The organism is Luteimonas flava (genome assembly GCF_036584485.1).
Classification (GTDB): domain Bacteria; phylum Pseudomonadota; class Gammaproteobacteria; order Xanthomonadales; family Xanthomonadaceae; genus Luteimonas; species Luteimonas flava.
On sequence record NZ_JAZHBM010000001.1, the window covers coordinates 1,405,805 to 1,425,378 of the forward strand.

Annotated in this window: 32 protein-coding genes; 14 read left to right on the top strand and 18 right to left on the bottom strand. The window is 66.0% G+C overall.

The window, feature by feature from the left end:
* The first annotated feature begins 164 nt into the window (after positions 1 to 164).
* On the top strand, positions 165 to 848 hold the full coding sequence (locus tag V3391_RS06595) for a DUF4145 domain-containing protein (protein WP_332077595.1): 684 nt from the start codon (positions 165 to 167) through the stop codon (positions 846 to 848).
* On the opposite strand, the gene V3391_RS06600 is transcribed toward V3391_RS06595, so the two are convergent.
* Genes V3391_RS06600 through V3391_RS06655 form a run of 12 tightly spaced genes read right to left on the bottom strand, consistent with a single transcriptional unit; the run spans position 845 to position 9,652 of the window.
* The gene (locus V3391_RS06600; protein ID WP_332077596.1) at positions 845 to 1,603 is read right to left on the bottom strand and encodes a hypothetical protein; all 759 of its coding nucleotides are present in this window, start codon (positions 1,601 to 1,603) and stop codon (positions 845 to 847) included. The genes V3391_RS06595 and V3391_RS06600 overlap by 4 nt on opposite strands.
* Positions 1,600 to 3,327 carry a DEAD/DEAH box helicase gene (locus tag V3391_RS06605; RefSeq protein ID WP_332077597.1) on the bottom strand — a complete coding sequence of 576 codons (1,728 nt, stop codon included), beginning with the start codon at positions 3,325 to 3,327 and terminating at the stop codon, positions 1,600 to 1,602. Before V3391_RS06605 ends, V3391_RS06600 begins: the two co-directional genes overlap by 4 nt.
* Positions 3,324 to 3,689, bottom strand: a complete 366-nt coding sequence (locus tag V3391_RS06610) for a hypothetical protein (protein ID WP_332077598.1) — start codon at positions 3,687 to 3,689, stop codon at positions 3,324 to 3,326. The genes V3391_RS06605 and V3391_RS06610 overlap by 4 nt, the downstream gene beginning before the upstream one ends.
* Complete coding sequence (locus V3391_RS06615; RefSeq protein WP_332077599.1) at positions 3,686 to 5,899, bottom strand: DNA cytosine methyltransferase; 2,214 nt, start codon at positions 5,897 to 5,899, stop codon at positions 3,686 to 3,688. Before V3391_RS06615 ends, V3391_RS06610 begins: the two co-directional genes overlap by 4 nt.
* On the bottom strand, positions 5,892 to 6,335 hold the full coding sequence (locus V3391_RS06620) for a hypothetical protein (RefSeq protein WP_332077600.1): 444 nt from the start codon (positions 6,333 to 6,335) through the stop codon (positions 5,892 to 5,894). The genes V3391_RS06615 and V3391_RS06620 overlap by 8 nt, the downstream gene beginning before the upstream one ends.
* Positions 6,332 to 6,742 carry a DUF1064 domain-containing protein gene (locus tag V3391_RS06625; protein ID WP_332077601.1) on the bottom strand — a complete coding sequence of 137 codons (411 nt, stop codon included), beginning with the start codon at positions 6,740 to 6,742 and terminating at the stop codon, positions 6,332 to 6,334. Before V3391_RS06625 ends, V3391_RS06620 begins: the two co-directional genes overlap by 4 nt.
* Positions 6,739 to 7,275, bottom strand: a complete 537-nt coding sequence (locus V3391_RS06630) for a hypothetical protein (RefSeq protein WP_332077602.1) — start codon at positions 7,273 to 7,275, stop codon at positions 6,739 to 6,741. The genes V3391_RS06625 and V3391_RS06630 overlap by 4 nt, the downstream gene beginning before the upstream one ends.
* Entirely contained in the window at positions 7,272 to 7,508 is a 237-nt protein-coding gene (locus tag V3391_RS06635; protein ID WP_332077603.1) for a hypothetical protein, read from the bottom strand. Before V3391_RS06635 ends, V3391_RS06630 begins: the two co-directional genes overlap by 4 nt.
* A complete protein-coding gene (locus V3391_RS06640; RefSeq protein WP_332077604.1) occupies positions 7,505 to 8,401 on the bottom strand; it encodes a helix-turn-helix domain-containing protein in 897 nt (298 codons plus the stop codon). The genes V3391_RS06635 and V3391_RS06640 overlap by 4 nt, the downstream gene beginning before the upstream one ends.
* Positions 8,398 to 8,682, bottom strand: coding sequence for a hypothetical protein (locus V3391_RS06645; RefSeq protein WP_332077605.1), 285 nt, complete (start codon positions 8,680 to 8,682; stop codon positions 8,398 to 8,400). Before V3391_RS06645 ends, V3391_RS06640 begins: the two co-directional genes overlap by 4 nt.
* Positions 8,683 to 8,729: 47 nt before the next feature.
* Complete coding sequence (locus V3391_RS06650; RefSeq protein WP_332077606.1) at positions 8,730 to 9,050, bottom strand: hypothetical protein; 321 nt, start codon at positions 9,048 to 9,050, stop codon at positions 8,730 to 8,732.
* A complete protein-coding gene (locus tag V3391_RS06655) occupies positions 9,047 to 9,652 on the bottom strand; it encodes a hypothetical protein (protein ID WP_332077607.1) in 606 nt (201 codons plus the stop codon). Before V3391_RS06655 ends, V3391_RS06650 begins: the two co-directional genes overlap by 4 nt.
* 205 nt (positions 9,653 to 9,857) lie before the next feature.
* Between V3391_RS06655 and V3391_RS06660 the strand changes: the two genes are divergently transcribed.
* Positions 9,858 to 10,202, top strand: a complete 345-nt coding sequence (locus V3391_RS06660) for a hypothetical protein (protein ID WP_332077608.1) — start codon at positions 9,858 to 9,860, stop codon at positions 10,200 to 10,202.
* 98 nt (positions 10,203 to 10,300) lie between these two features.
* Positions 10,301 to 10,720, top strand: a complete 420-nt coding sequence (locus tag V3391_RS06665; protein ID WP_332077609.1) for a hypothetical protein — start codon at positions 10,301 to 10,303, stop codon at positions 10,718 to 10,720.
* Between the two features lie 11 nt (positions 10,721 to 10,731).
* Here V3391_RS06665 and V3391_RS06670 read toward each other — a convergent pair whose 3' ends face one another.
* Positions 10,732 to 11,076: a transcriptional regulator gene (locus tag V3391_RS06670; RefSeq protein WP_332077610.1), complete on the bottom strand. Its 345-nt coding sequence runs from the start codon at positions 11,074 to 11,076 to the stop codon at positions 10,732 to 10,734.
* Between the two features lie 86 nt (positions 11,077 to 11,162).
* Here V3391_RS06670 and V3391_RS06675 point away from each other — a divergent pair, with 86 nt between their 5' ends.
* Complete coding sequence (locus tag V3391_RS06675; protein ID WP_332077611.1) at positions 11,163 to 11,708, top strand: hypothetical protein; 546 nt, start codon at positions 11,163 to 11,165, stop codon at positions 11,706 to 11,708.
* Entirely contained in the window at positions 11,692 to 12,021 is a 330-nt protein-coding gene (locus tag V3391_RS06680; RefSeq protein ID WP_332077612.1) for a hypothetical protein, read from the top strand. The genes V3391_RS06675 and V3391_RS06680 overlap by 17 nt, the downstream gene beginning before the upstream one ends.
* Here the strand turns inward: V3391_RS06680 and V3391_RS06685 are convergent, their stop codons facing one another.
* On the bottom strand, positions 12,022 to 12,666 hold the full coding sequence (locus V3391_RS06685) for a hypothetical protein (protein WP_332077613.1): 645 nt from the start codon (positions 12,664 to 12,666) through the stop codon (positions 12,022 to 12,024).
* Positions 12,663 to 13,178, bottom strand: a complete 516-nt coding sequence (locus tag V3391_RS06690; RefSeq protein ID WP_332077614.1) for a hypothetical protein — start codon at positions 13,176 to 13,178, stop codon at positions 12,663 to 12,665. Before V3391_RS06690 ends, V3391_RS06685 begins: the two co-directional genes overlap by 4 nt.
* Positions 13,179 to 13,375: 197 nt before the next feature.
* Between V3391_RS06690 and V3391_RS06695 the strand changes: the two genes are divergently transcribed.
* Genes V3391_RS06695 through V3391_RS06705 form a run of 3 tightly spaced genes read left to right on the top strand, consistent with a single transcriptional unit; the run spans position 13,376 to position 14,449 of the window.
* Positions 13,376 to 13,876: a hypothetical protein gene (locus V3391_RS06695; RefSeq protein ID WP_332077615.1), complete on the top strand. Its 501-nt coding sequence runs from the start codon at positions 13,376 to 13,378 to the stop codon at positions 13,874 to 13,876.
* A complete protein-coding gene (locus V3391_RS06700) occupies positions 13,873 to 14,256 on the top strand; it encodes a hypothetical protein (protein WP_332077616.1) in 384 nt (127 codons plus the stop codon). The genes V3391_RS06695 and V3391_RS06700 overlap by 4 nt, the downstream gene beginning before the upstream one ends.
* Entirely contained in the window at positions 14,249 to 14,449 is a 201-nt protein-coding gene (locus V3391_RS06705) for a hypothetical protein (protein WP_332077617.1), read from the top strand. The genes V3391_RS06700 and V3391_RS06705 overlap by 8 nt, the downstream gene beginning before the upstream one ends.
* 80 nt (positions 14,450 to 14,529) lie before the next feature.
* Here V3391_RS06705 and V3391_RS06710 read toward each other — a convergent pair whose 3' ends face one another.
* On the bottom strand, positions 14,530 to 15,324 hold the full coding sequence (locus V3391_RS06710; protein WP_332077618.1) for a hypothetical protein: 795 nt from the start codon (positions 15,322 to 15,324) through the stop codon (positions 14,530 to 14,532).
* Here V3391_RS06710 and V3391_RS06715 point away from each other — a divergent pair.
* From V3391_RS06715 to V3391_RS06735, 5 genes are read left to right on the top strand one after another with little or no spacing between them, the layout of a single operon-like run.
* Positions 15,309 to 15,650 (top strand): hypothetical protein, encoded by a 342-nt coding sequence (locus V3391_RS06715; RefSeq protein WP_332077619.1) that lies wholly within the window; start codon positions 15,309 to 15,311, stop codon positions 15,648 to 15,650. The two genes, V3391_RS06710 and V3391_RS06715, sit on opposite strands and share 16 nt — an antisense overlap.
* A complete protein-coding gene (locus V3391_RS06720; protein ID WP_332077620.1) occupies positions 15,647 to 15,889 on the top strand; it encodes a hypothetical protein in 243 nt (80 codons plus the stop codon). The genes V3391_RS06715 and V3391_RS06720 overlap by 4 nt, the downstream gene beginning before the upstream one ends.
* A complete protein-coding gene (locus V3391_RS06725) occupies positions 15,886 to 16,383 on the top strand; it encodes a methyltransferase domain-containing protein (RefSeq protein ID WP_332077621.1) in 498 nt (165 codons plus the stop codon). The genes V3391_RS06720 and V3391_RS06725 overlap by 4 nt, the downstream gene beginning before the upstream one ends.
* A complete protein-coding gene (locus V3391_RS06730; RefSeq protein ID WP_332077622.1) occupies positions 16,380 to 16,532 on the top strand; it encodes a hypothetical protein in 153 nt (50 codons plus the stop codon). The genes V3391_RS06725 and V3391_RS06730 overlap by 4 nt, the downstream gene beginning before the upstream one ends.
* A gap of 3 nt (positions 16,533 to 16,535) precedes the next feature.
* Positions 16,536 to 17,447 carry a recombination-associated protein RdgC gene (locus V3391_RS06735; RefSeq protein WP_332077623.1) on the top strand — a complete coding sequence of 304 codons (912 nt, stop codon included), beginning with the start codon at positions 16,536 to 16,538 and terminating at the stop codon, positions 17,445 to 17,447.
* Between the two features lie 14 nt (positions 17,448 to 17,461).
* Here the strand turns inward: V3391_RS06735 and V3391_RS06740 are convergent, their stop codons facing one another.
* Positions 17,462 to 18,064 carry a DUF6680 family protein gene (locus V3391_RS06740; protein ID WP_332077624.1) on the bottom strand — a complete coding sequence of 201 codons (603 nt, stop codon included), beginning with the start codon at positions 18,062 to 18,064 and terminating at the stop codon, positions 17,462 to 17,464.
* Positions 18,065 to 18,204: 140 nt separating this feature from the next.
* Here V3391_RS06740 and V3391_RS06745 point away from each other — a divergent pair, with 140 nt between their 5' ends.
* The gene (locus V3391_RS06745; protein ID WP_332077625.1) at positions 18,205 to 18,762 is read left to right on the top strand and encodes a hypothetical protein; all 558 of its coding nucleotides are present in this window, start codon (positions 18,205 to 18,207) and stop codon (positions 18,760 to 18,762) included.
* Positions 18,763 to 18,890: 128 nt separating this feature from the next.
* On the opposite strand, the gene V3391_RS06750 is transcribed toward V3391_RS06745, so the two are convergent.
* Positions 18,891 to 19,514, bottom strand: coding sequence for a hypothetical protein (locus tag V3391_RS06750; RefSeq protein WP_332077626.1), 624 nt, complete (start codon positions 19,512 to 19,514; stop codon positions 18,891 to 18,893).
* Positions 19,515 to 19,574: the final 60 nt, after the last annotated feature.

A 19,574-nucleotide genomic window follows, 5' to 3' on the forward strand; every position in this document is an offset into this window, starting at 1 on the left:
TTGGGCAATTGGACCCGGTTCTGGTTCCCGAGTCACCTGAGGTGCGACTGAGGTGCCCTCAGTCGTGACTGAGGGGGCGACTGAGGAGCGTCTCCTATGGTGAGATCCGCCGTTACGGCATACGATCGATCCACAAGTAATCCGTGGATCGAAGGAGACGATTCTTGAGCCAGAGCTGGACTTGCCCTTATTGCAATCGCGACACGACTATAACGAACAGCAATATCACTAGGGGAAACTGGAACTTCAACGATAACAATCGCGAGGGCCGCACTCTGATTCTGGTGGGGTCGGCGATTACGTGTCCAAATAAGCAATGCCGTGAATACACGATTGAATTCAGCCTTATAAAGATGGAGGCAGGTGGCGCGTGGGGAGACGAGCTAGACCACTGGAAACTTCGCCCAAGATCTTCGTCAAAACCATTTCCTGAGTACATCCCTCGACAGATTCTTGAGGACTATGAAGAGGCCTGCTTGATAAGAGACTTCAGCCCCAAAGCATCCGCGACGTTATCGAGGCGGTGCTTGCAAGGAATGATCCGTGATTTCTGGAAGATCTCAGATAAAACTCTCTTTCTCGAAATCAAGTCATTGGAAGCGCATATCGATCCTGTGACTTGGAGCGCTATCGACGCAGTCCGAAGCGTTGGAAACATCGGCGCGCATATGGAAAAGGACATCGACCTGATCGTCGATGTGGAGCCTGAGGAAGCACAACTTCTGATCGACCTGATAGAAATGTTATTAAAAGATTGGTACGTAGGTAGATTTGAGAAACAGGAAAGGATGAAGAATATTGTTGCTCTTGCGAAGCAAAAGACAGAACAAAGGAAGCCAGAGGCCTAACCCTTAAGCTCGGCGCCCCACAGCGCGCGCTGGAACGAGCGACGGGCGCCAGACAGCGCCTCCTGCAGCACCGAAACCGAGCACCGGTGGACGGCCAAGTACGTTGCCTTCCGCACCTTCGCAGCGCGCGCCAGGGTGGCTGTCGACGTCTGCTCGGCGTAGGGCTGCACCACTTTCACCGCCGCGTCCCGGATGATCCGCCGCAGGATCTCGGCGCCCGCCGTGCCCTTGCCCGTCTCCAGCGGTACCGGCCGCAGCGCTTGCACGGATCGACGCACCTCCGCTTCGGCCGCATCCACCACCCGCTCCATCGCCGGGCCACAGCACTGCTGCGTCGCTACCGCCTCGGCCACGGCTCGCTCCAATGGCGAGCGCATGAAGCCCAGCGCCGCGGCGACATCGTTCGTGCCCAGCGTTGGCCGGCTGCTGCGTCCCTCCACCGGCACCCGGTAGCTACTGACGCCTGTGAGCCGTGCCAGCAACTCCAGCGGGTCTCGCTCGCCGGCGACGTGCGGCGTCACTGCCTGAGGCGCCCGTCGCGCGGCGTCGCCCTCCTGCCGGATGGTTCTGCGAGAGCCGGCCAGCACCGGCGGCGATCTGTTCCATGCCTCGACGACAGCAGGCTGACCGCAGCCCGGCTCAAGCTTGGGACCGCTCGCGCCACACCGATCGCATACCACCTGCGTCGCGCGCACCGTCAGCTGCGCCTGCCCACAGGCCGCACACGGCTGCTGCTCGGAAACCACGGCCGTCACGCCGCCACCTGCTCTGCATCCAGCGCGCGCTGCCCCTGACTGCGCAAGAACTCCCGCGCTACGCGCTGCAATGCGTCCTCGCCAATGTCTGCGCGCTCGACCAGCGGGCCGCCCGGGTTCCTCACGCCTTCCGACTGCTGACGCTTCACCCCCAGAACGTCGATCACAATCGGATCGCTGCCGTCTTCGCTCTCCAGGTAATAGGCCATCACCGGATCTTGCTGCCCGTCGCGATCCACACGACCAAGGCATTGTTCGTGCACGCCAGGCGACCAGTCGAACTCGCCGAAGACCACCGTGCGGCACACGTGCTGCAGCCCGTCCACACCGGCACCGCTTCGCAGCGACATGATCAGGATCCGCGCATCGCCTTCGATGAACCGGCGCTTCGCTTCCGCCTTCTCTGGCAGTGACTCCGAGCCCGTGTACAACACCGGCTGCAGGTCCGCGAGGCGCTTCATCCAGATCCGGTACACCTCCCGGTGCCAGCCGAACAGCACCACCTTCTCGCCAGACTCCACCAGCATCCGCACGAACTCGGCCACATACGGCGCCTTCGCCACGCCAGTCGCCTGCCGCACCAGCGCATCGAACTCGCCGGCCGCCTGCATCTTCTGCCCGCGGTAGGCCTCGCCCTTCTGCAGCACGATCTTGGCCAGGGCCACCGCATCGCCGCCAAGCTGATCGACGACCGCGCTGTCCGACTCGACCAGGTGTGGCACCACCGTCACCGGCGGCAACTCGCGACCAACATCGCGGCGCGATCGGCGCAGCATCACCCCTTCGCGCCGAAGCCATGCGCCGAACTGGGCGGGGTCTCGCAGTCGCGGCTGGTCACCCGGCGCGGCAGAGCACCATTCGCGGATGAACTCGTCGCGCTCGCCGAGAGCGTCGGGCAGCAGGATCCGCACGACGTTGTAGAACTCGCCGCCGTAGTTGTAGATCGGCGTGGCCGACAACCCCATCCGCGGCGCGTTGCCGCTGGCCAGCGTGCGACACGCGCGGTAGATCTCGCTGTCATGCCGACGCAGCTGCTGGCACTCCTCGAACACCACGTAGCGGGCCAGTTCCACCAGCGTATCCGCCCAGCCGCGCAGCTTGTGATAGCTCACCACGATCACGTCGGGCAGGGATTCCCACAGGCCGGTGCGGCGCTGGCCCTTCTGGCGCACCAGCGGATAGGGCCGCCCCGCGCGAATGATGTGCACGCGCAGCGCCGGCGCGAACTCGGCGAGCTTCTCCGTCCAGTGTCCCGGCAGATGCGCCGGCACCACCACCACAGCAGGCAGGCGGGCCGGATTGGTCATCGGGCAGATCGCGCTGACCGTCTTGCCCACGCCGACGTCGTCGCCCAGCAGCAAGCCGCCGCGGATCTCGAGCATCGTCGCCGGCTCGCGCTGGTAGTCGCGGGGCGGCTTCGCCAGATCGAATGGCAGCAGGTCAGCGCGGCCGGCGATCAGATCGGCCAGGCGCTGCTCCTGATCGATGTGCCTGAGGGTCTGCTGTGCCATGTGCGCGGCGTCGGCGTCGGCGAGCACCATCGGGTATCGATCGAGGAACCAGCCGAGCTCGCGGCTGTTCTCCGGGGTGTCCGATAGGTCGATGACGCCGCCCGATTGCGGGATGCGCGGGAACATGCGGCGGATGCGGGCGCGCACATGGGGCTCGCACTCGATCTGCCAGCGGCCCTCGATGCGTGTGATGGTGCCGAAGGTCGTCGTCATAGGGGCCTCGGGAGGAATGCGATCGCGAACGGCTTGGCCGCGAGCTGGCGTGGCAGCTGGCCGCGTGCCCACGCCTTCGAGGCGGCGAGTACGGCACCGTCGATGTCGGGGTGCTCGAGATAGCGCTCGACTTGACGCCGCGCCGTGTCGACGGAGCCGGCGACCTTGATCTCCAGCGCCACGCGCGTCGCGGGTAGGTAGAAGTCCAGCCGGTCGCGCGGGCCGAGCGGGTACTCGCGCTCGAAATCGACGCGGGCATTGGTCAGCACCTCGGCGATGCAGTCGTGCAGCTCGATCTCGCTGGCGAACCGGTACCGAAACGAGCCGAGCAGCGTCCACACCCGCGGAACGGTCGGGGTCATGCCGCCCGCCTTGCCGGCTCTGCCGGATCGAGGTTCGCCGCGACGATCGCGCGCAGCGGCGGTGGGCTGACGCTGTTGCCCACCATGGCGACGCTGCGGCTGACCGACAGCGCGCGGCCGTCGGCTGTGCGGTCGATGATGTATTCGGCCGGGAAGCCCTGGGCGCGGAACAGCTCGTGGCGCTGGAGCATGCGCAGGCCGATGTCCACGATCACATACGGCGTGCCGCGGATGGTCACGGTCACCAGCGCGAGCCGGTCCTTCGTGCTGATGGTGCTGATCGGGTCTTCGAGATCGGGCACATTGGCGCCGGCGCCGTGGTACTTCATCAGGAAGGCGGCGACCTGCAGCGCCCCTGCTTCGTGCTCAGGGCTTAGCGACGCCTCCACCACCATGTGGTGCTGACCACCGGCCAGCACTGTTCGTAGCGGGAGGTCGATACGACCGCGACCGCCATTTGAGTTCGAAGTCGATGCGTGCTGCAGGTGCACGGCGCACAGACGCTGCTGGCTGCCCTTGGTCGAGATCGTCGATACCGGCTCAGTCGCAGCGCGTGGTCGCGACGTGTTGCTGTTCGGGCCGCCGGCGGCCTGCTCAAGGAATGCGGTCACGGCCGCGTGCTTCTGCCCGTCGACGAGCGTACCGACCGGCTTATCGAGCCCCGGCACGCGCGGCGCTTGCCCCGCGCGCTCTCCGTATCCAGTCTGGATCAGGGTCGCCGCCGCGATCGCGCAGTCCGCTTTGGCCGTCGTGGTGTAGCCGGGCGCAGCTACCGAGCGAGGTTCTGAGTCGCCTGCGCGACCGCCGACACCACACAGGACTGCCGACACCGCTGCATGCGAGCCACCCTTCGGCCAGGCGGTGACAGTGCCCAGCGGCTCGCCGCCTCCAGCCACGCCGTTTGCTGATGCGTTGGCGCATTGGACGACGATCGGCGAAACCGCCATCAGCTCACCGCGATTCGCTGCGGTGATGGTGGGGACAGGTTCGCTTGTGCTGTGCGCGCGGCGCTCGCCGCCATGCGTTGCGTGAACGATCAGCCCTGCGCTGACGTCCTGCGCCACACCGCATGCGTCTGCCCGATGAAGCTCTCCGCCCGCGCCATGTCGGCCTGGGCGCACACCGTCCCCCCGCCGTCGTCGACCATCAGGACATCGATGATCGTGCTTCCGTCCTTCGCCGGCTTGAATGGTGCCGACTCCAACAGAGGCAGGAACACGGCCGTGCCGATCTGCTTTTTCGCTCCCCATTGGGACATGGCGGATCTCCGGTGGACTGCCTTCAACGATATAGGGCTCGGCCGCATCCAGCACATACCGCTTGATCCCGCGCGCAATGCGCCGCAGCGTCGCGTCGGCCAGCGGCTTGTTGCGGGTGAAGATCGACGGACAGGTCAGCGACCAGTCGATGCAGTCTGCCGCGGTGACGTACGGCGTCGCGCGGTCGGGGCCGTGGCTGGCCTCGGGCCACGTGATCGGCTCGCCATCGCAGCGCGCGATCAGGAACAGGCGTTCCCGGCTGGTGCCGGCGCCGTAGTCGCAGGCCTTCAGGCGCTTCCACTCGACGGCGTAGCCCATCGCGCGCAGGGCGGCGACGAACTGGCGCCAGGTGCGGCCCTGCTGGCGCTTGTCCGGGATCAGGAACTGGTTGTCGATCGGCACGCGCTCACCCGGCGCGGCGACGCGGTGGATCATGCGGCCGGTCACCGCGTCCGGCACCATGTCCAGGGTGAGCACGCGCCCGGTCTTCGCATCGCGCTTCGCGACCAACGGACCCCACTTCAGGATCTGGTGCACGTTCTCGAGGCTGATGATGCGAGGGCGCACCGTGCCAGCCCACTTCAGCACCACCCACGACAGCGCGCGCGTGGCCCGGCTGCGCGGCTGACCGCCCTTCGCCTGGCTGAAGTGCGTGCAGTCCGGCGAGGCATGCAGCCAGCCGACAGCGCGACCGGCCACCTCGCGGCGCGGATCCGCTTCCCAGACGTCCTCGCACAGGTGTCGGGTGTACGGGTGATTCGCCGCGTGCATGCTGACCGCCCACGGGTTGTGGTTGATCGCGATGTCGACGGGCCGGTCCAGCGCCTGCTCGAGCGCCGTGCTGGCGCCACCGCCGCCGGCGAACAGGTCGACGGAGATCTCGCCGGCGCGCAGACGGGAGAGCGCCTTGATCGGCGGAAGATGGAACGCGTGCTGGCTACCGTCAGCCATGGATGAATCCCCCTGTGATGCGTGGCGCGAGCACAGCGCCGGTCTTGTGGACGGCGGGCCACTGCGGCTGCAGGGCGGGTGCCGGAATCAGATGCGGTGCGCGTTCCCGCGGCATGGGCGGGCGGTACTTGCCGAGGCGGGCCCGTTCGACGGCGCGAACAGGCGCGGCCGCAGGCTCGATCGATTCGACGGGCGGCGGCAGCGGCGCTGGCGCGGGGTTCTGCACGGCGATCAGCACGCGTCGATCTGCGCGGCCCGGCTTGCCGGTGACGGCGATCTCGTCTCGCTTCAGCAGCTCCGACACACAGCGGCGGATCTCGCGCGCGGCGTGCTCGTCATCCTTGGCCAGCGCCTGGATGATGGCGTGCACGGTGATCGGCGCGCAGACGCGCACAGCATCGTGGACCCGCTGGGTGGTCATCGGGCGCGCGCTCACTTCACGCACTCGATGGTGATGGGGTACAGCGCCTCGACCAGCTTTTTCTTGTCGCGGAACTGCGGCGTGATCACGCCTTTGACGTCGACATAGTGGTGCGTGCCGTCCGCTCGGAACTCGACGAAGTCGCACACGTACTTCACGCCGCCGGGCAGATGGATCGGCACCTGGCGCAGGAAGTAGCGGACCTCGCCGGCCTGCACCCGCAGCTTCAGCTTGCGGTAGTAGTTGGCCTCGGCCTTCGAGTCGAAGCGGATGCCGTCGACCTCGGTGGGAACGGCGTTGTACTTGGAGGTGCGCTTCTCGCGCGCAGCTGCGGCCGGCGGCGCCGGGCGGTACCCGTGCTGGCGATCGTGCAGCGCGCGCATGCCGCCGGGCATGTCCGAGGTGGTGCGGTACCGGGTCACAGGGCGCCCGCCTGCATGCCAGCCTTCTCCAGCAGCGCTCGCACCTCTTCCTGCACGCCGGCATGCAGGCGGATGGACTCGCGTTCGAATGCTTCGCGGCGCGCGCGCTGTGCAGCCTCGAACCGGGCCATCACCTCGCCGGCCTGCAGGATCGCGCTCATGCGAGGGTCGACCACGATACCGGCTTGGTCCGCGAGTTGGACTCCGTGGGTTTCTGGCGTGCTGGGGTCCGGCGGCAGCGGCAGTGGCGCGCGCTCCGCGCCGTCGGCGGCCACCCACTTGTTCACGTCCCGGCCCTGCGCGGAATCCCGCACCGTGTCGATGATGCGGACGGCCCCTGCCCTGCGCAGCGAGACCAGGATGCCGTTCGCCTCCACACCGGTCAGCTGCGCATAGCAGGCCTTCGGGTGCCCTTCCGAATGCGCGACCGACTCCATCGTCTCGGCCAGCTCGGCAGCGGTGACGGGCGCCGCGGTGCGGGTCATGCAGTAAACGGCCAGTTCCCGCCGGTACTCGCGGATTGCTTCGCTCATGATTTCCTCTGTAGGCGGGCCGCGCCCGAGAACGTTCGGATGCCTGTTCGCCGCGATGCCGCCGCAGCCTTCTCGCGGCCCGTGGCCACGCGCGCACCGATCACCCGCTCCAGATCCGCGATCGAGCCGATGCCTTGCTCACGCACCAGCGCGCGGTAGCTGCGGCAGGCGGGGAACGCGTCGCCGAACGCCTTCGCGGTGTCGAACGTCTGGCCTTCGAAGACGAAGCTCACGCCGCCACCGCCTGCGCATCCGCCGGCTTGCCGTGCTTCGCCCGTGCCGCGACGATCTGCTGCTCCAGCTCCGCGTCATCGATCGCGCCGAGGTTGTGCTGCTGCACGGCGTAGCCGATGGCCTGCTGCAGCTTCGTCTCGGTCGGCGCCAGCGGATGGCGGGCCGGTACCGGGGCAGGCGTGGTGGTGGACGGCGTGACGGCAACGACACCAGCGCGCGGCGTGATCTCGTCTTCCCAGCGTTCCTCGCCGAGGTACTTCACGGCGTCCAGCACGAAGCCATCGAGCCAACGGCCGTGTTCGGCCTTGCGGCGCTTGACGTCGGCGATGATCAGATCGGCCAGCACGTCGAGGTTCTTGGCGTTCCACTTCGCCTCGGCGCGCTTCCGACCTTCTCGCTTCGGGTACTCCGCCCAGAACTCGCTGAAGCGCGACGCGGAGCGTCGGGCAAGAGACTGGTGGTTACCTGACGGTTCTTGACGGTTCCGTGTCCCGTTTTTGGGACTGTTAGGCGGAAAAACGGTACTGTTTCCCGCCGTTTTCGGGACTGTTCCGTTTTCGGAACTGTTCCGGTTTTGGGACCGTTCCCCGACCGGCTGCAAAGCACCCTCGGAGAACAGGTCAGCGCCGCACAGCACGCGGTAGATGACGATCTGCTTCGTCGCGCCGCAGCGCTTGCCGGTGTCCTCGATCTGTCCCCATTCGATCAGCCGCTGCAGGTTGTTCAGCACCGTCTTGCGGTCCTGACTGGTGGCGCTGGCGAGGTATGCGACAGACGGGAACGCGATGCCGCTCTCGGCGCTCGCGCAGTTGGCCAGCGCGACGAGAACGAACTTCGCCGAGCTGTGCTTGATGGGCTGCTTGAGTGCCCAGGTGACGGCTTCGATGCTCAAAACGGCGACTCCGCCGGCTCGCTGACCGGCCCGTCGACGGCGAGTACCCAGATTGGCCCCCTGCCCTTCGGACTCTTGCTGCGTCCGGTCCAGGCGATCAGGCCCACGCCGCGAAGAGAATCGATCGCGCAGCGGACGTCGGCCTCGGGCACGCCGGTGCGCTCGGAGAGGTAGCTGGCGCCGGCGTAGCCTTCGCGCAGCGCGCTGCTGAGGTCTGCCATCGCGACCAGCACCAGCTTCTGGGCCGGGCTGTCGCACTGCTGGCGGAGTGCCCAAGACACCGCCGACGGCTTCGTTTTTTGGCCGGGCACGCGGTAGGGTCCAGGCATCACGGCGCGCGCCTCGAATGCACTGGCGCATTGCTCGGGCCGATCGCAGCGGTGCCTGGCGGATTCGGCGGAGGTTCTACGCCGAACCCGTCGGCCAGCGCTGTGCGCCAGCGATACGCCGTGGCAAGACTGCACTCCCAGCGCTGCATGAAGTCCTGCACCGCGGGAAACTGCCGTAGCGTCATCGCCCAGCTGACCACCCGCGCGGCATGGGCAAGCGTCATCGTCTCGCCGCGTAGTGGGCTCGAGCGTCGCTTCGCCTTCGGCATGCCTGCCAGCCAGCGGGGTTCCTGCGATTGCAGTGGATTCAGGGCGCTCATCGGTTGATGACCCGCACCGCAGGCACAGGCCGCGCGCTGTCCAGCTTCTCGCGCAGCGTTGCCTTGACCGAGACTGCCTCGCCCACCAGGTCCTCGAATTCCTTCAGCGCGCGCTCGACGCGCGGCAGGTTCGACGGGTCTTCCGGATTGAGCGCGATCAACTCCGCCATCGCCTGCATTGCCTGGCCGAACTCGACGGCGACGCGGCCGGTGCACAGCATCTGCGCCGCGGTGGAGTCTTCCGGCACGCGGGCGCCGATGAAGCCGTAGCGACGTGCCAGCGCGCGCATGCAGTCCATGCGGTACGGCTCCGGAAGCGCTTCGACCCACGCCTCTTCCAGATCGGCCGGCAGCTTCGTGGTGCCGTCGCGGAAGCGCTCGACCAGCTTGGCGTTACGCTGACCCGCTTTGACGAGGCTCTCGGCGTCGGTACCGACATGGAACTGCGTCGTGCGCTCGTGCGGCGCTACGAGATCCATGTATCGCTCGGCGACCTCGGCCGCGAATGACGCGTCCGTGTGGCGGCTGTTGCGGATGGCCTGCGTGGTGAAATCGAAGATGACGGCCGCACGCGTGGCGCGGTACTGACGTTCGTGCGTCATTTACGGGGTGCTCCCTCGGCCGCAGAGTCGTCGCCATGGACGCCCTGCCCCGGATCGATGGATTGGTTCTCACCGCACTGCGGTGCTACAGCGTCGATGCTGGAGCGGGTGCGGTTGTTGCCCTGTTCGTGGGCGCGAAAGGGGGTGCCGGCTCCGGTGTAGGCTCGGCGGTGCGAGCCGTCCTTACCCACCCGGAGACCGACATATGGGCGTGTACTTCCTGCATTACCGATGCGAGCCAGCAACGAAGACAGAAGACGTGCAAGGCGGCACCGCCGACACCTGCTGCCTTGCTGAGACAGCGGCTGATGCCGACACCATGTCTCAACGATTGATCCTTTCGCATCGCTGGATCGTGCAAGAGCTGCTTGCCTGCGTTGCGACCAGCGATGAGCTTCGCGACGGCTGGGATGAGCTAGAAGAAATGCTCCATGCGAAAGCGATTCAACGCGATCCACCTGCTGCTGTTCTGTTCTCTGTGTGGGGTCGGGAGCGCGAACAGCCAGAGCTTCGCCACCTGCCAATTCCGGACGAAGGAACTGCCCAATGAACGAGAAAACGCCCATCTCAGCGCCTACCCCAGTTCGTAGATTCGATCGCGACCGTCAGCGATCCATCCTCGAGCGAGCATCCGCCGAGTACCCGGACATGGTGGAATTTCCCGAGACCGGATCCGGCACCGCGACCACATGCCCAGTGATCGGAGAGCTGACTTACCTTCGAGAGCACGGGCTCATTGAGCTTCAAATGCCGCAATACCTCGACACCACTTACAGCGAGGCACACGTCCGTATCACTGCACGCGGGCTGGACTTTCTGGCCGATGACGGCGGCCTGGGTGCGATTCTCGGAACTGTCACCGTCAAGCTGCACTCCGAGACCATCCGCGACCTGCTCATCGCGCGCGTGGAGGACTCCGACGAGCCCGACACAGTCAAGGCCCGGTTGATCGACCAGCTGAAGGCGACGCCAGCGCAGGCGCTGGGTCAGCTCACCGAGCGCGCGCTGGACGCGGGGCTGCGCAACCTGCCCCACCTGGGCCAGCTGCTTCAAGGCTGGATGGGGTGACCTTGCAAGCATCACGGCATCTCCATGAGCGGCTCGACGCGATCGACGTCGGGGTCTATCTCCCCACCCTCGCCTTTCGGCTGCAGCACGGGAACGACGTGGCCGGTCACGCGGCCGGTGGCATCGCGCTGGAAGACCACGCCGGGCGCCAGCTCTTCGCAGGTCACCGTGTCGCCGCGCTCGGCGGTCGCCAGCTCAATCAGCCAGCAGTGCTCGGGCGGCAGCGGGCGGCGGAAGTTGAGCCACTGCCACACCATCCCCTGCGAGATGTTGAGGACGTTGGCGGTCGCGCGCTGGCCACCGATCATGTCGACGGCGCGCTGCAGGGGGCTGGGAGAGTCGTCGAGAGTCTTCATGGCTGGAAATACTAGCCATGCTAGTTGCTTCACGCAATAGCCATGCTCGTTGCCGCCCGACTTCACCGTCCGTAGCGTTGCTAGTCATGAGCCGAACCCGCCTGTTGACCGACCCGGACGAGGTCGCCGCGTCCGATGCGTTCAAGCGCGCGGCCGTCGCGTCGCGCAAGGCGCAGACCGTCATTGCTAACGAAATTGGCGACGGTGTCAGCCAGGGCACCGTATGGCAGTGGGCGAATCGTCGCCTTGCGATTCCCGCGGCGCGCGCTGTCGAAGCGGCGCGGGCCGTTGGTGCACGCCCCGAAGAGATCAGCGTCGCCTACCGCGCGCTGTCGAACGAGATGAGCGGAAAGACCCACGAGCAACACGCGTCATACCGGGCGTCGCAGAATCTGGGAATCCCGTTGTCCACCATCTCCGACGCGATGCTCGTGGTGAAAGCCTACGTCGAGGATCGGGGGCTGCCAGTCACGGCATGCAGCGACCCGCTGCTGATCAAAACCGCCATCGATCTCGTCAACGAGCTCGCGGTGCCCCTGTCTCTGACCAACGTGATCACTTTCAAGCGCCGCTTCACGGAGAAGCTCGAAGGGGGCAATGATGGATCAAGCGAGGTTGCAGCGACTGGTTGAGGCGTTCGGCGAGAAGGTCGACGCACTGTTGGCTCCAAACCCTCGGCCGGCACCGCCTGCCCTGCCCGGCCCGCTGGTGCTCGACAGCATCAGCCGTGACTCCATCACCCGCCGCGTGCGGGATCTCGAACGCATGTACCGCCTCACCTGGCTGATCAACCAAGAGGCATTTCACGTGCCAGGCATCGAGTGCTTGGAAGACGAAGAGCTGTCCGCCCTGCTCAAGATGATGGAGCAGGCGCGCGAGTGCGTGGTCGAGGGCATCTCGTTCGACGAAGCCGGCCTGGTGCGCAGCTGCGCGATGGAAGACTGATCAGGCTGCAGGGTCGATTTCGTCGATCTCGTAGTCGTCGTCAGACTCGTGTTGGCAGGCGAGAAAAAACAGGATCCGGAGAAATCTCAATTCGGACAGGTCGACCGCCTGAAGAACGGGGACGTCTTGCGCGTAACGCCATTCGACGAACGCATTGTTGAGCCGGTCCAGCAGCGCGGAAACGTCGACGTCATCCGGTCCAGGGGCTGCTTCGCGCGCCTCCGCGACCGATCCTTGAATGGCACCACGGGCGGCCTCTGGGAGCTTGTCGTACAGCGCACGCAGATGGTGCCCCCAAAGCGTCTCTCCGCCGAATAGAAGGCTGGCTGCCTTCAGGTAGAGCTCAAGGCAAAAGCAGGTGTTCGCGACATAGGCCGCGATCAAGGGTCTGCGCGTGTCGCCGTGGAGAATGGTTGCGCCGTGAATCGCAGTGCTGGCCGCATGAAACTCTAGCGCCTGATAGCGCACCTTCTTCCATTGCGGCCGCCTGTCATCGAACGGATTGATTCCCTTCTCAGCAAGCACTTCGAGCGCGCGCTGCGCGTCACCATCGAGGTCGCCAGTACCCTCGAAGTACCCGACCACCTTGCCATTGAACTTCAGTTCTCTGAGCGGAAATCGGCCGGGCCGAGAAGATTCGGTCACGCGGAGGAACACACCGCGCGAGCGATGCCCTCCGGCTCCGAATCCACCCAAGCCACCGGCTCACCCCTGGAGCCCGGCATCACCACCGCATGCGAGAAGCCGGTGTAACCGCCGAACCCGTTCTTACCGTTGACCTCCATGCAGATCGTGCCGTCTTGCAGCACGCGCGCGTCGCGGAACTGCGCGCTATCCGGATCCTTCAGTCGCTGACGCACGAGTTCCTGCGCCAGCATGACCTTCGCGCTGACCGGCGGCGTTGCGTCTGTGCCAGGCGCTTGCGCCTCTACGTGCCCTGCCGTTGAGGCGCGGCCTGGTGGGTCGGGCTTGTAGGGCGGTGGCGAAGTTTCCATAGGCGCGCGCTGCGTCGACAGCATCTCTTCTTCCTGCGCATCGACTGGCGCTCCGACAGCTTTCGCCTCGTCGTAGCCGCGGCGCCCCTCGTTCCAAGCGACAGCCCCGCCAATGACGACCACCGCGGCGGCCACGACCAACAACGGATGTATGCGCTTCATGCGGCCCCCTGAGGCTCAAAACGTCCTCCGAGCACTCTAGGCCACGCCCTAACGCAACTCCGAATAGCCAAGCTATTGCAATCCCCAAATAGCATGGCTAGTATTTGGCTTGTACCCGGATGGTCCGGGGACAACGGGACCGGCGGCCCCGCCCCCTTCGGGGCCGCCGGCTCCCTTCCAGCCTTCGGAGGGTGTCCATGTCCAACGCATCGCCCAGCGCGCGCAGCCAGCGCCGCCTCGCACTCATCGCCGCACCGGTCTTCGCCGCGCTCGCGGTCGCCATCGTCGCGTGCGCGCCGGGCGAGGCCGCCACGGTCACTGCCACCGTCGTCGATGAGGCGGGCGCCCCGGCCGAGCTGGTCATCACCGACCGCCGCACCTGCGCCGCGGTCGCCGTCTACGCCGTGCCCGATGCCGTCGGCTTCGACCAGGCCGCCGTCGCCGCGCGCGCCGTCTTCAACCGCTTCGACCAGATCGGCACCGTGCCGGACTGCGGCGTCACCCTGACCCGCGCCGTCGCCATGGGCATCGACACCGACCGCTGGCAGCGCGCGCTCGACGCCGTGGACGCGGTCGACGCCGGCACCTACGACATTCCCCTCGCCTGCGTCCGCGCCGCGCACGTCATGTCCGCCCAGGTGGCGGAGCAAGGCGACTGCGTGATCGGCGGCCTGGCGTTCGTGGAGGCGCGGCGATGAGCGCGGTTCTGCATATCGACGGCGAGCTACGCGGCACGCTCGACCTCGCGATCCAGATCGCCGACGCCGCCGTGCGCTCCGACATCGAGTGCTTCGCCGCGATCGCGAGCCGGGGCGAGTCACAGGCGCACACCGTCTACGACACCTCGCGCATCTGTGACTACAAGTCCGAGGGCGGCGCTACGGAGGCTGCCGACCTCGAGGTCATCCAGCGCGCGCTCCGCTACATCGAGCAGCGCCGCGCCCCCCTGCCCTTCGTCCTGTACCGCGACGCCGCGCAGCCGCACCTGGTCTGGTTCGAAGACCGCCCCGCGCCGGCGCCGATGACCGAGCAGCAGCGCATGGACAGCGAATACGCGCAGGCGGTCGACCGTGGCTGACCAGCACGCACCCGCCGCCACCGGCCACGGCGTGCTGCTGCTCGGCAATGCGGACCTCGTCTCCGACGCCGACACCGGCTACGGCAGGCCCGCGCCGCTGAGCCCACCCGAGGATGACCCGGGCCTCGCCCTCGACCACGCCGCCGCGCTGCGCGCCATCGCGCCGCCGGTCGCACCGGAGCCGCTGGCATGAGCGGAGTGCGTCAATACGACGGGCGTGCGATCGAGTTAGCGCCTGCTCGCTACGTCGCGGTCGGCTCGGTGGAGCGCGCTTTAACTCGACTTCTTCCTCATCTCTCTGACGGGCTCCCGTTCGGACTTCAATTCGCCGCAAATTCTGTCGAGATACTTGTCGAGCTCGACAGACTCCGAGACGTCGAAGTCAATCCTGCGCAGATTCACCTCTTCGATCATTTCGTGTTCACTGCGTCCGTCGAGCCACTCGCTGTAACGAATGACGTTACCCCTCACAACGGAAAGGATGCTCTGTGCGCTCGCGAGCTTGGAGCTAATGCTAGCCGTCAGGATGGCATTGTCACTCTCGCGAGTTGTGAAGTGCGAAACATCCTCGAGAAAAATAAGCCTTCCTCTCCGCACGTCTCCGACTGTCAACTCGGATCTGTTTTCGCCCAAGTTTGTAATCTCGAATGTCGCGCCGTAGAGCGACAGGATGCGTCGAAAGAGATCACTCCGCGCAGCATTTCGTTCACGTGCTTGCCGGTCGGCGGCCTCATTGAGCTCACGAACGCGGAGTTTGTGCGCAGCGCGCGAATACGTTACGGCGGATATGCCGATGACCCAGGTTCCGAAAGCAGCGATCCAATCTGCGCCACTTGCATTTGCGAAGGCCGCCCGAACAAGTTCGCCTTCATCAGAAAGCCCCCAGCCGGCCAGAGCGCCGAGGGTTACAAGACCCACCGACGTCCAACACAGCTCCCACGACGTTACCTCCAGCGGCCTCCGCTCAGCCATTTCCGTTGGCTCCCCCTGAAATTCCCCGCCGAGATCGTATCCCAGCGCCCTGCCGCGCGTCTCGCGCTCGGAGGTATCTGATGTCGCGTCCTTCAACCGACTACGGAATTCGCGTGCTGTCGCACGACGAGATCCGCGAAGCGTTTGGCACCCTCGCGCGCGCCGCAGACATCACCGGCGGCGACCTCCATACGCTGCTGTTCTACTTCCACAACCGCGAGCTCATCGACGGCGCAGCCAAGGTCGAGCGGCAGCCGGGCGAGTTCGCCACCGAGTTCTGCGAGGCCGCGAACGTCGAGCGCGCTGCAGCTGCCTATTCTGAGATGGCAAAGCCAACGATCACCGCTGTCGCCGATCAGGTAGGCGTGTGCCGCTCCGTCGCGCGACGCCTGCTGATGGCGGCCGGGAAGGTGGCGCCATGAACTCGGAGCTGCGCGACATCAGCGGACTGCTGAAGCCGAAGGCGGTGCTGCCGACGATCAAGCGCATCGGCGAGTACGTGTCGACGATGAAGGGCGCGGGCAAAGCACCAGTGCGCGTGACGATCTCGGCCAAGGACTACGACGCGATCATGCGCACGCTCAATGCGGCGCGCCAAGACCATGAGCCAACCATCGGCGGCCTGCTCTATCGCGACCTTCCCGTTGAGCGCGGCTCATGAGCCTGTCCGGTCACCAATCCCCGTGCGCCGGCACGACGACGTGGCTGACGCCGCCCGAGATCATCGAAGCCCTCGGCCGCTTCGATCTCGATCCGTGTGCAGCACCGGAGCCGCGCCCGTGGCCCACGGCTGATCAGCACATCGCACTGCCGGCGGATGGCCTCGCCGCGATCTGGGCGGGACGCGTCTGGCTGAATCCCCCGTTCGGTCGCGAGGCAACCGCGTGGCTTGCACGTCTAGCAGCACACGGCGACGGCATCGCGCTGATTCCTGCGCGCACCGAGACAGCGATGTTCTTCGATCTCGTGTGGCCGAAAGCGGACGCCGTGCTGTTCCTGCGCAGCCGACCGCATTTCCATCGGCCGGACGGCACTCGCGCGCCGTTCAACAGCGGTGCGCCGATCTGCCTAATCGCCTACGGCATCGCGAACGTCGCCGCCCTGCAGCGCAGCGGACTCGGCCATGTCGTCGCAGTCGGGCGGGCCGCCGCATGACCACCTGGACCACCACCATCCCCGGCCTCGAACCGGTGCGCACGATCGCGGATGACCGCGACGCCGCGCTGACCGACGCCCTCGACCACTACGGCCTCCACTTCGCGCCCGACGGCACGACGGTGGAGCCGGACGCCACGGAGGCCTGACCCATGTTCTTCCGCCACCTCACGCTGTTCCGCTTCCCAATCGCGCTCGACCTGTCCGAACTCGACACGCGCCTGGCCGAGTTCCCGCTGCGGCCAGTCGGCCCGCTGGAGCTGTCGTCGCACGGCTTCGTCTCGCCGCTGGGCCGCGATGCCGAAGCGATTACGCACCGCGGCCCCGATGAGCTGCAGGCCATCTGGCTCACCGTCGTCGGCGAGGAGCGGATCCTGCCCGGCCCGGTGGTCAACGAGCTGCTGTCGAAGCGCATCCAGGAATTCGATCAGAAACAGGGCCGCAGGCCCGGCGGCAAGATGCGCAAGCAGATGAAGGACGATCTGCTGCAGGAACTGATGCCGCGCGCGTTCGTGAAGCCGGTGCGCGTCGACGCCCTGATCGACCTGCGCAACGGCGTGATCGCGGTCAACACATCCAGCCGCAAGGCCGCCGAGCACGTGGTGTCGCAGGTGCGCGCCGCGCTGGGCAGCCTGCCCACCCTGCCGCTCAATGCCGAGGTGTCGCCGCGCGGCGTGATGACCGGCTGGATCGCCGGCGAGACCCTGCCCGACGGCCTGACGCTGGGCGAGGAATGCGAACTCAAGGACCCCAGCGACCAGGGCGCCACCGTGCGCGCCACGAAACAGGACATGGCCACCGAGGAGATCACCCGCCACCTCGAGGCCGGCAAGCAGGTCACGAAGCTGGCGCTCAACCTCGACGACCACGTGTCGTTCGTCCTCGGCGAAGACCTGACCATCCGCAAGTTCAAGCTGCTGGACGGCGCGCTCGATTCGCTGGAGCACACCGAGAACGACGACATGCGCGCCGAGCTCGACGCCCGCTTCGCGCTGATGGTCATGGAGTTCCGCCGCCTGTTCGCCGTGCTCGAGCGGGCGCTGACGCTGTCGAAGGCGGAGTGATGGCTATGGCTTTTTCAGGGAACTGCAGCGGTTTCCGACCGGTCGTCGGTGGAAGCGCGAGCAGGGTCTTGCTCTGTGGTCGCAGGATCATTGACGGCTACCCGTATAGCGGATTCGCCGCGGAGAACGGCCGCTGCCAGTTCTTTCATCTCCCAATTTTTCATCGCGTCGTCGAAGAATCCCTTCGGGTGGTAGACGCCCTTCTTCAGCTGCACGCGATCGAACTCAAGACCCCTCTCGACCGCCATCGCGGCCAGCAAGCTGACAAACAAATTTTCTCGAACTTCGAGCAGCGCTTCCCACCGCGCATGGTCATCAGGGTTCGGTTGACGCTGGTTGAGGTGGTCAAAGTATTCGCGCCACGCGTCGATGACGGCTTGGCACTTCGCGTTTCGAACAGGCCGACCAAGGACGCGCGTGCCGTAGTAAGCCAAGTCGATCATGTTGAGCGCTCGGACATGCTCTGCCTCCATCCGCGAAGCTCGAGAAGCCATCAAAGTGTGGAAAACATACTGCCGTCGGTCACCAACAGCGCGAATTCGCTCAATCCATTTCTGAGCTTGGACGGCCAGCACAGGCCCCATCAGGGTCGCAACAATAATGGCCCAGGTCTCCATTTTCCCTCCCTGAACATGGATAGGTTAAGGGGCGATCTTACATCGCACGAGCGCCCGCAAAACGGCTCCCAACTCGTCTTGGACTCTCGCAAGCGACTCCAGAAGAACTTGGCGCCCACTCGCGCCAACGGAGGTGCGTGATGCGCTGGCTCACCGAACCCATGTGGCGCCTGGTCGCGCTGATCCTCGCCCGTCCGCGCATCGCCGCCTGGCTGATCCAGCGCGCGAAGCGCACGCCCTACTTCCATATCGACGGCTACATGCAGCGCTGGTGGCTGTTCAACCCCTACCCGTCCGACCGCAGCATGTCCGACGCGGAGCGCGGCCGCGTCAAGCGCTTCAACTGGCTAGCGTCGGTGCGCATCCACCACATCCTCCGCGAGGACCGCGCCGCCCACCACCACGACCACCCGTGGAACGCGCGCACCATCATCCTGCGCGGGTACTACGAGGAAGTCCGCATCGAGCGCGGCCTGCACACGCTCGGCGAGTGGATGCCTGTCTCGACGCGGCGCGATCCCGGCGAAACCGCGGGCCTGCGCTTCGGCGAGTACCACCACATCCGGCGCGTCAGCCCGCTCGGCGCCTGGACGCTCTTCATCACCTGGCGGTACCGCGGCAGCTGGGGCTTCAACGTGGGCGGCGTGAAGGTGCCGCACCGCGAATACGCGAAGCGCTACCCGGAGCGCAGGGCATGACGATCCCCGCCTATCCCCTGAGCTGGCCCGCGGGCTGGAACGCGCCTGCACGCACAATGCAGCGCACTTGGCACATTCCGCTTAGGGCCGCGTTCGAGGCGCGCTCAACCTCAGCAAACGGTCGTCGCTTACTTTTTCAGGATTCTTTTCAGCGCGTCCCAAGCTCGTTGAAACACGGGCGCGGGGTGCTTTCGCCCGAAAGGCGAGTCGAGCTCAGCAAAGGCGGACCGAACGAGAGCCCTGAGTTCCACAATTTCCGGCAGGAAGTCGCGCACCTCATTAGCAAGCGCATCGCGCTCTGTCTGATCGTCGCTGTCGAAGTAATCGCGCAGCGCCATGTCGATCATCCACGAGGTGCGGGCAAATTCACGAGCGCGGAAAACCGCGGCAGCCAGCGGCACGCCCGAAGGTCCAAGCTCATGCAGCAGATTGACGCTCGCGCTGATCGAGGGCGGCACCTCCAGCGGATTGAGCCTCCCGTTCTCTTTGCTAATCGCCCTCTGAACAAGCACGAACTGACTCTTCTCGATCCTCCTCTCCAAGCCCGCGAGTCCAATCTTCCAGTCTCTCAATGGATGAATCAGTTCGAGCCGAAGCCAAGTGCTGCGAGCATCCTTGTCTGCTCTCGTTCGGACCGCCTCCATGCTCGTCGCGAGAAGTGCTGCGAAAACCGCGAGCATCGTTCCAACAGCCGCGATGCCGTTCCATGTAAGCCGGCATGTCTCAGCCGTCGAAAAGCAAACAGTCTCCATCCTGATTTTTCCTCGATAGCCGGCGCAGCTCAGCGTTTTAGCGCATGGGCATTATCTGCC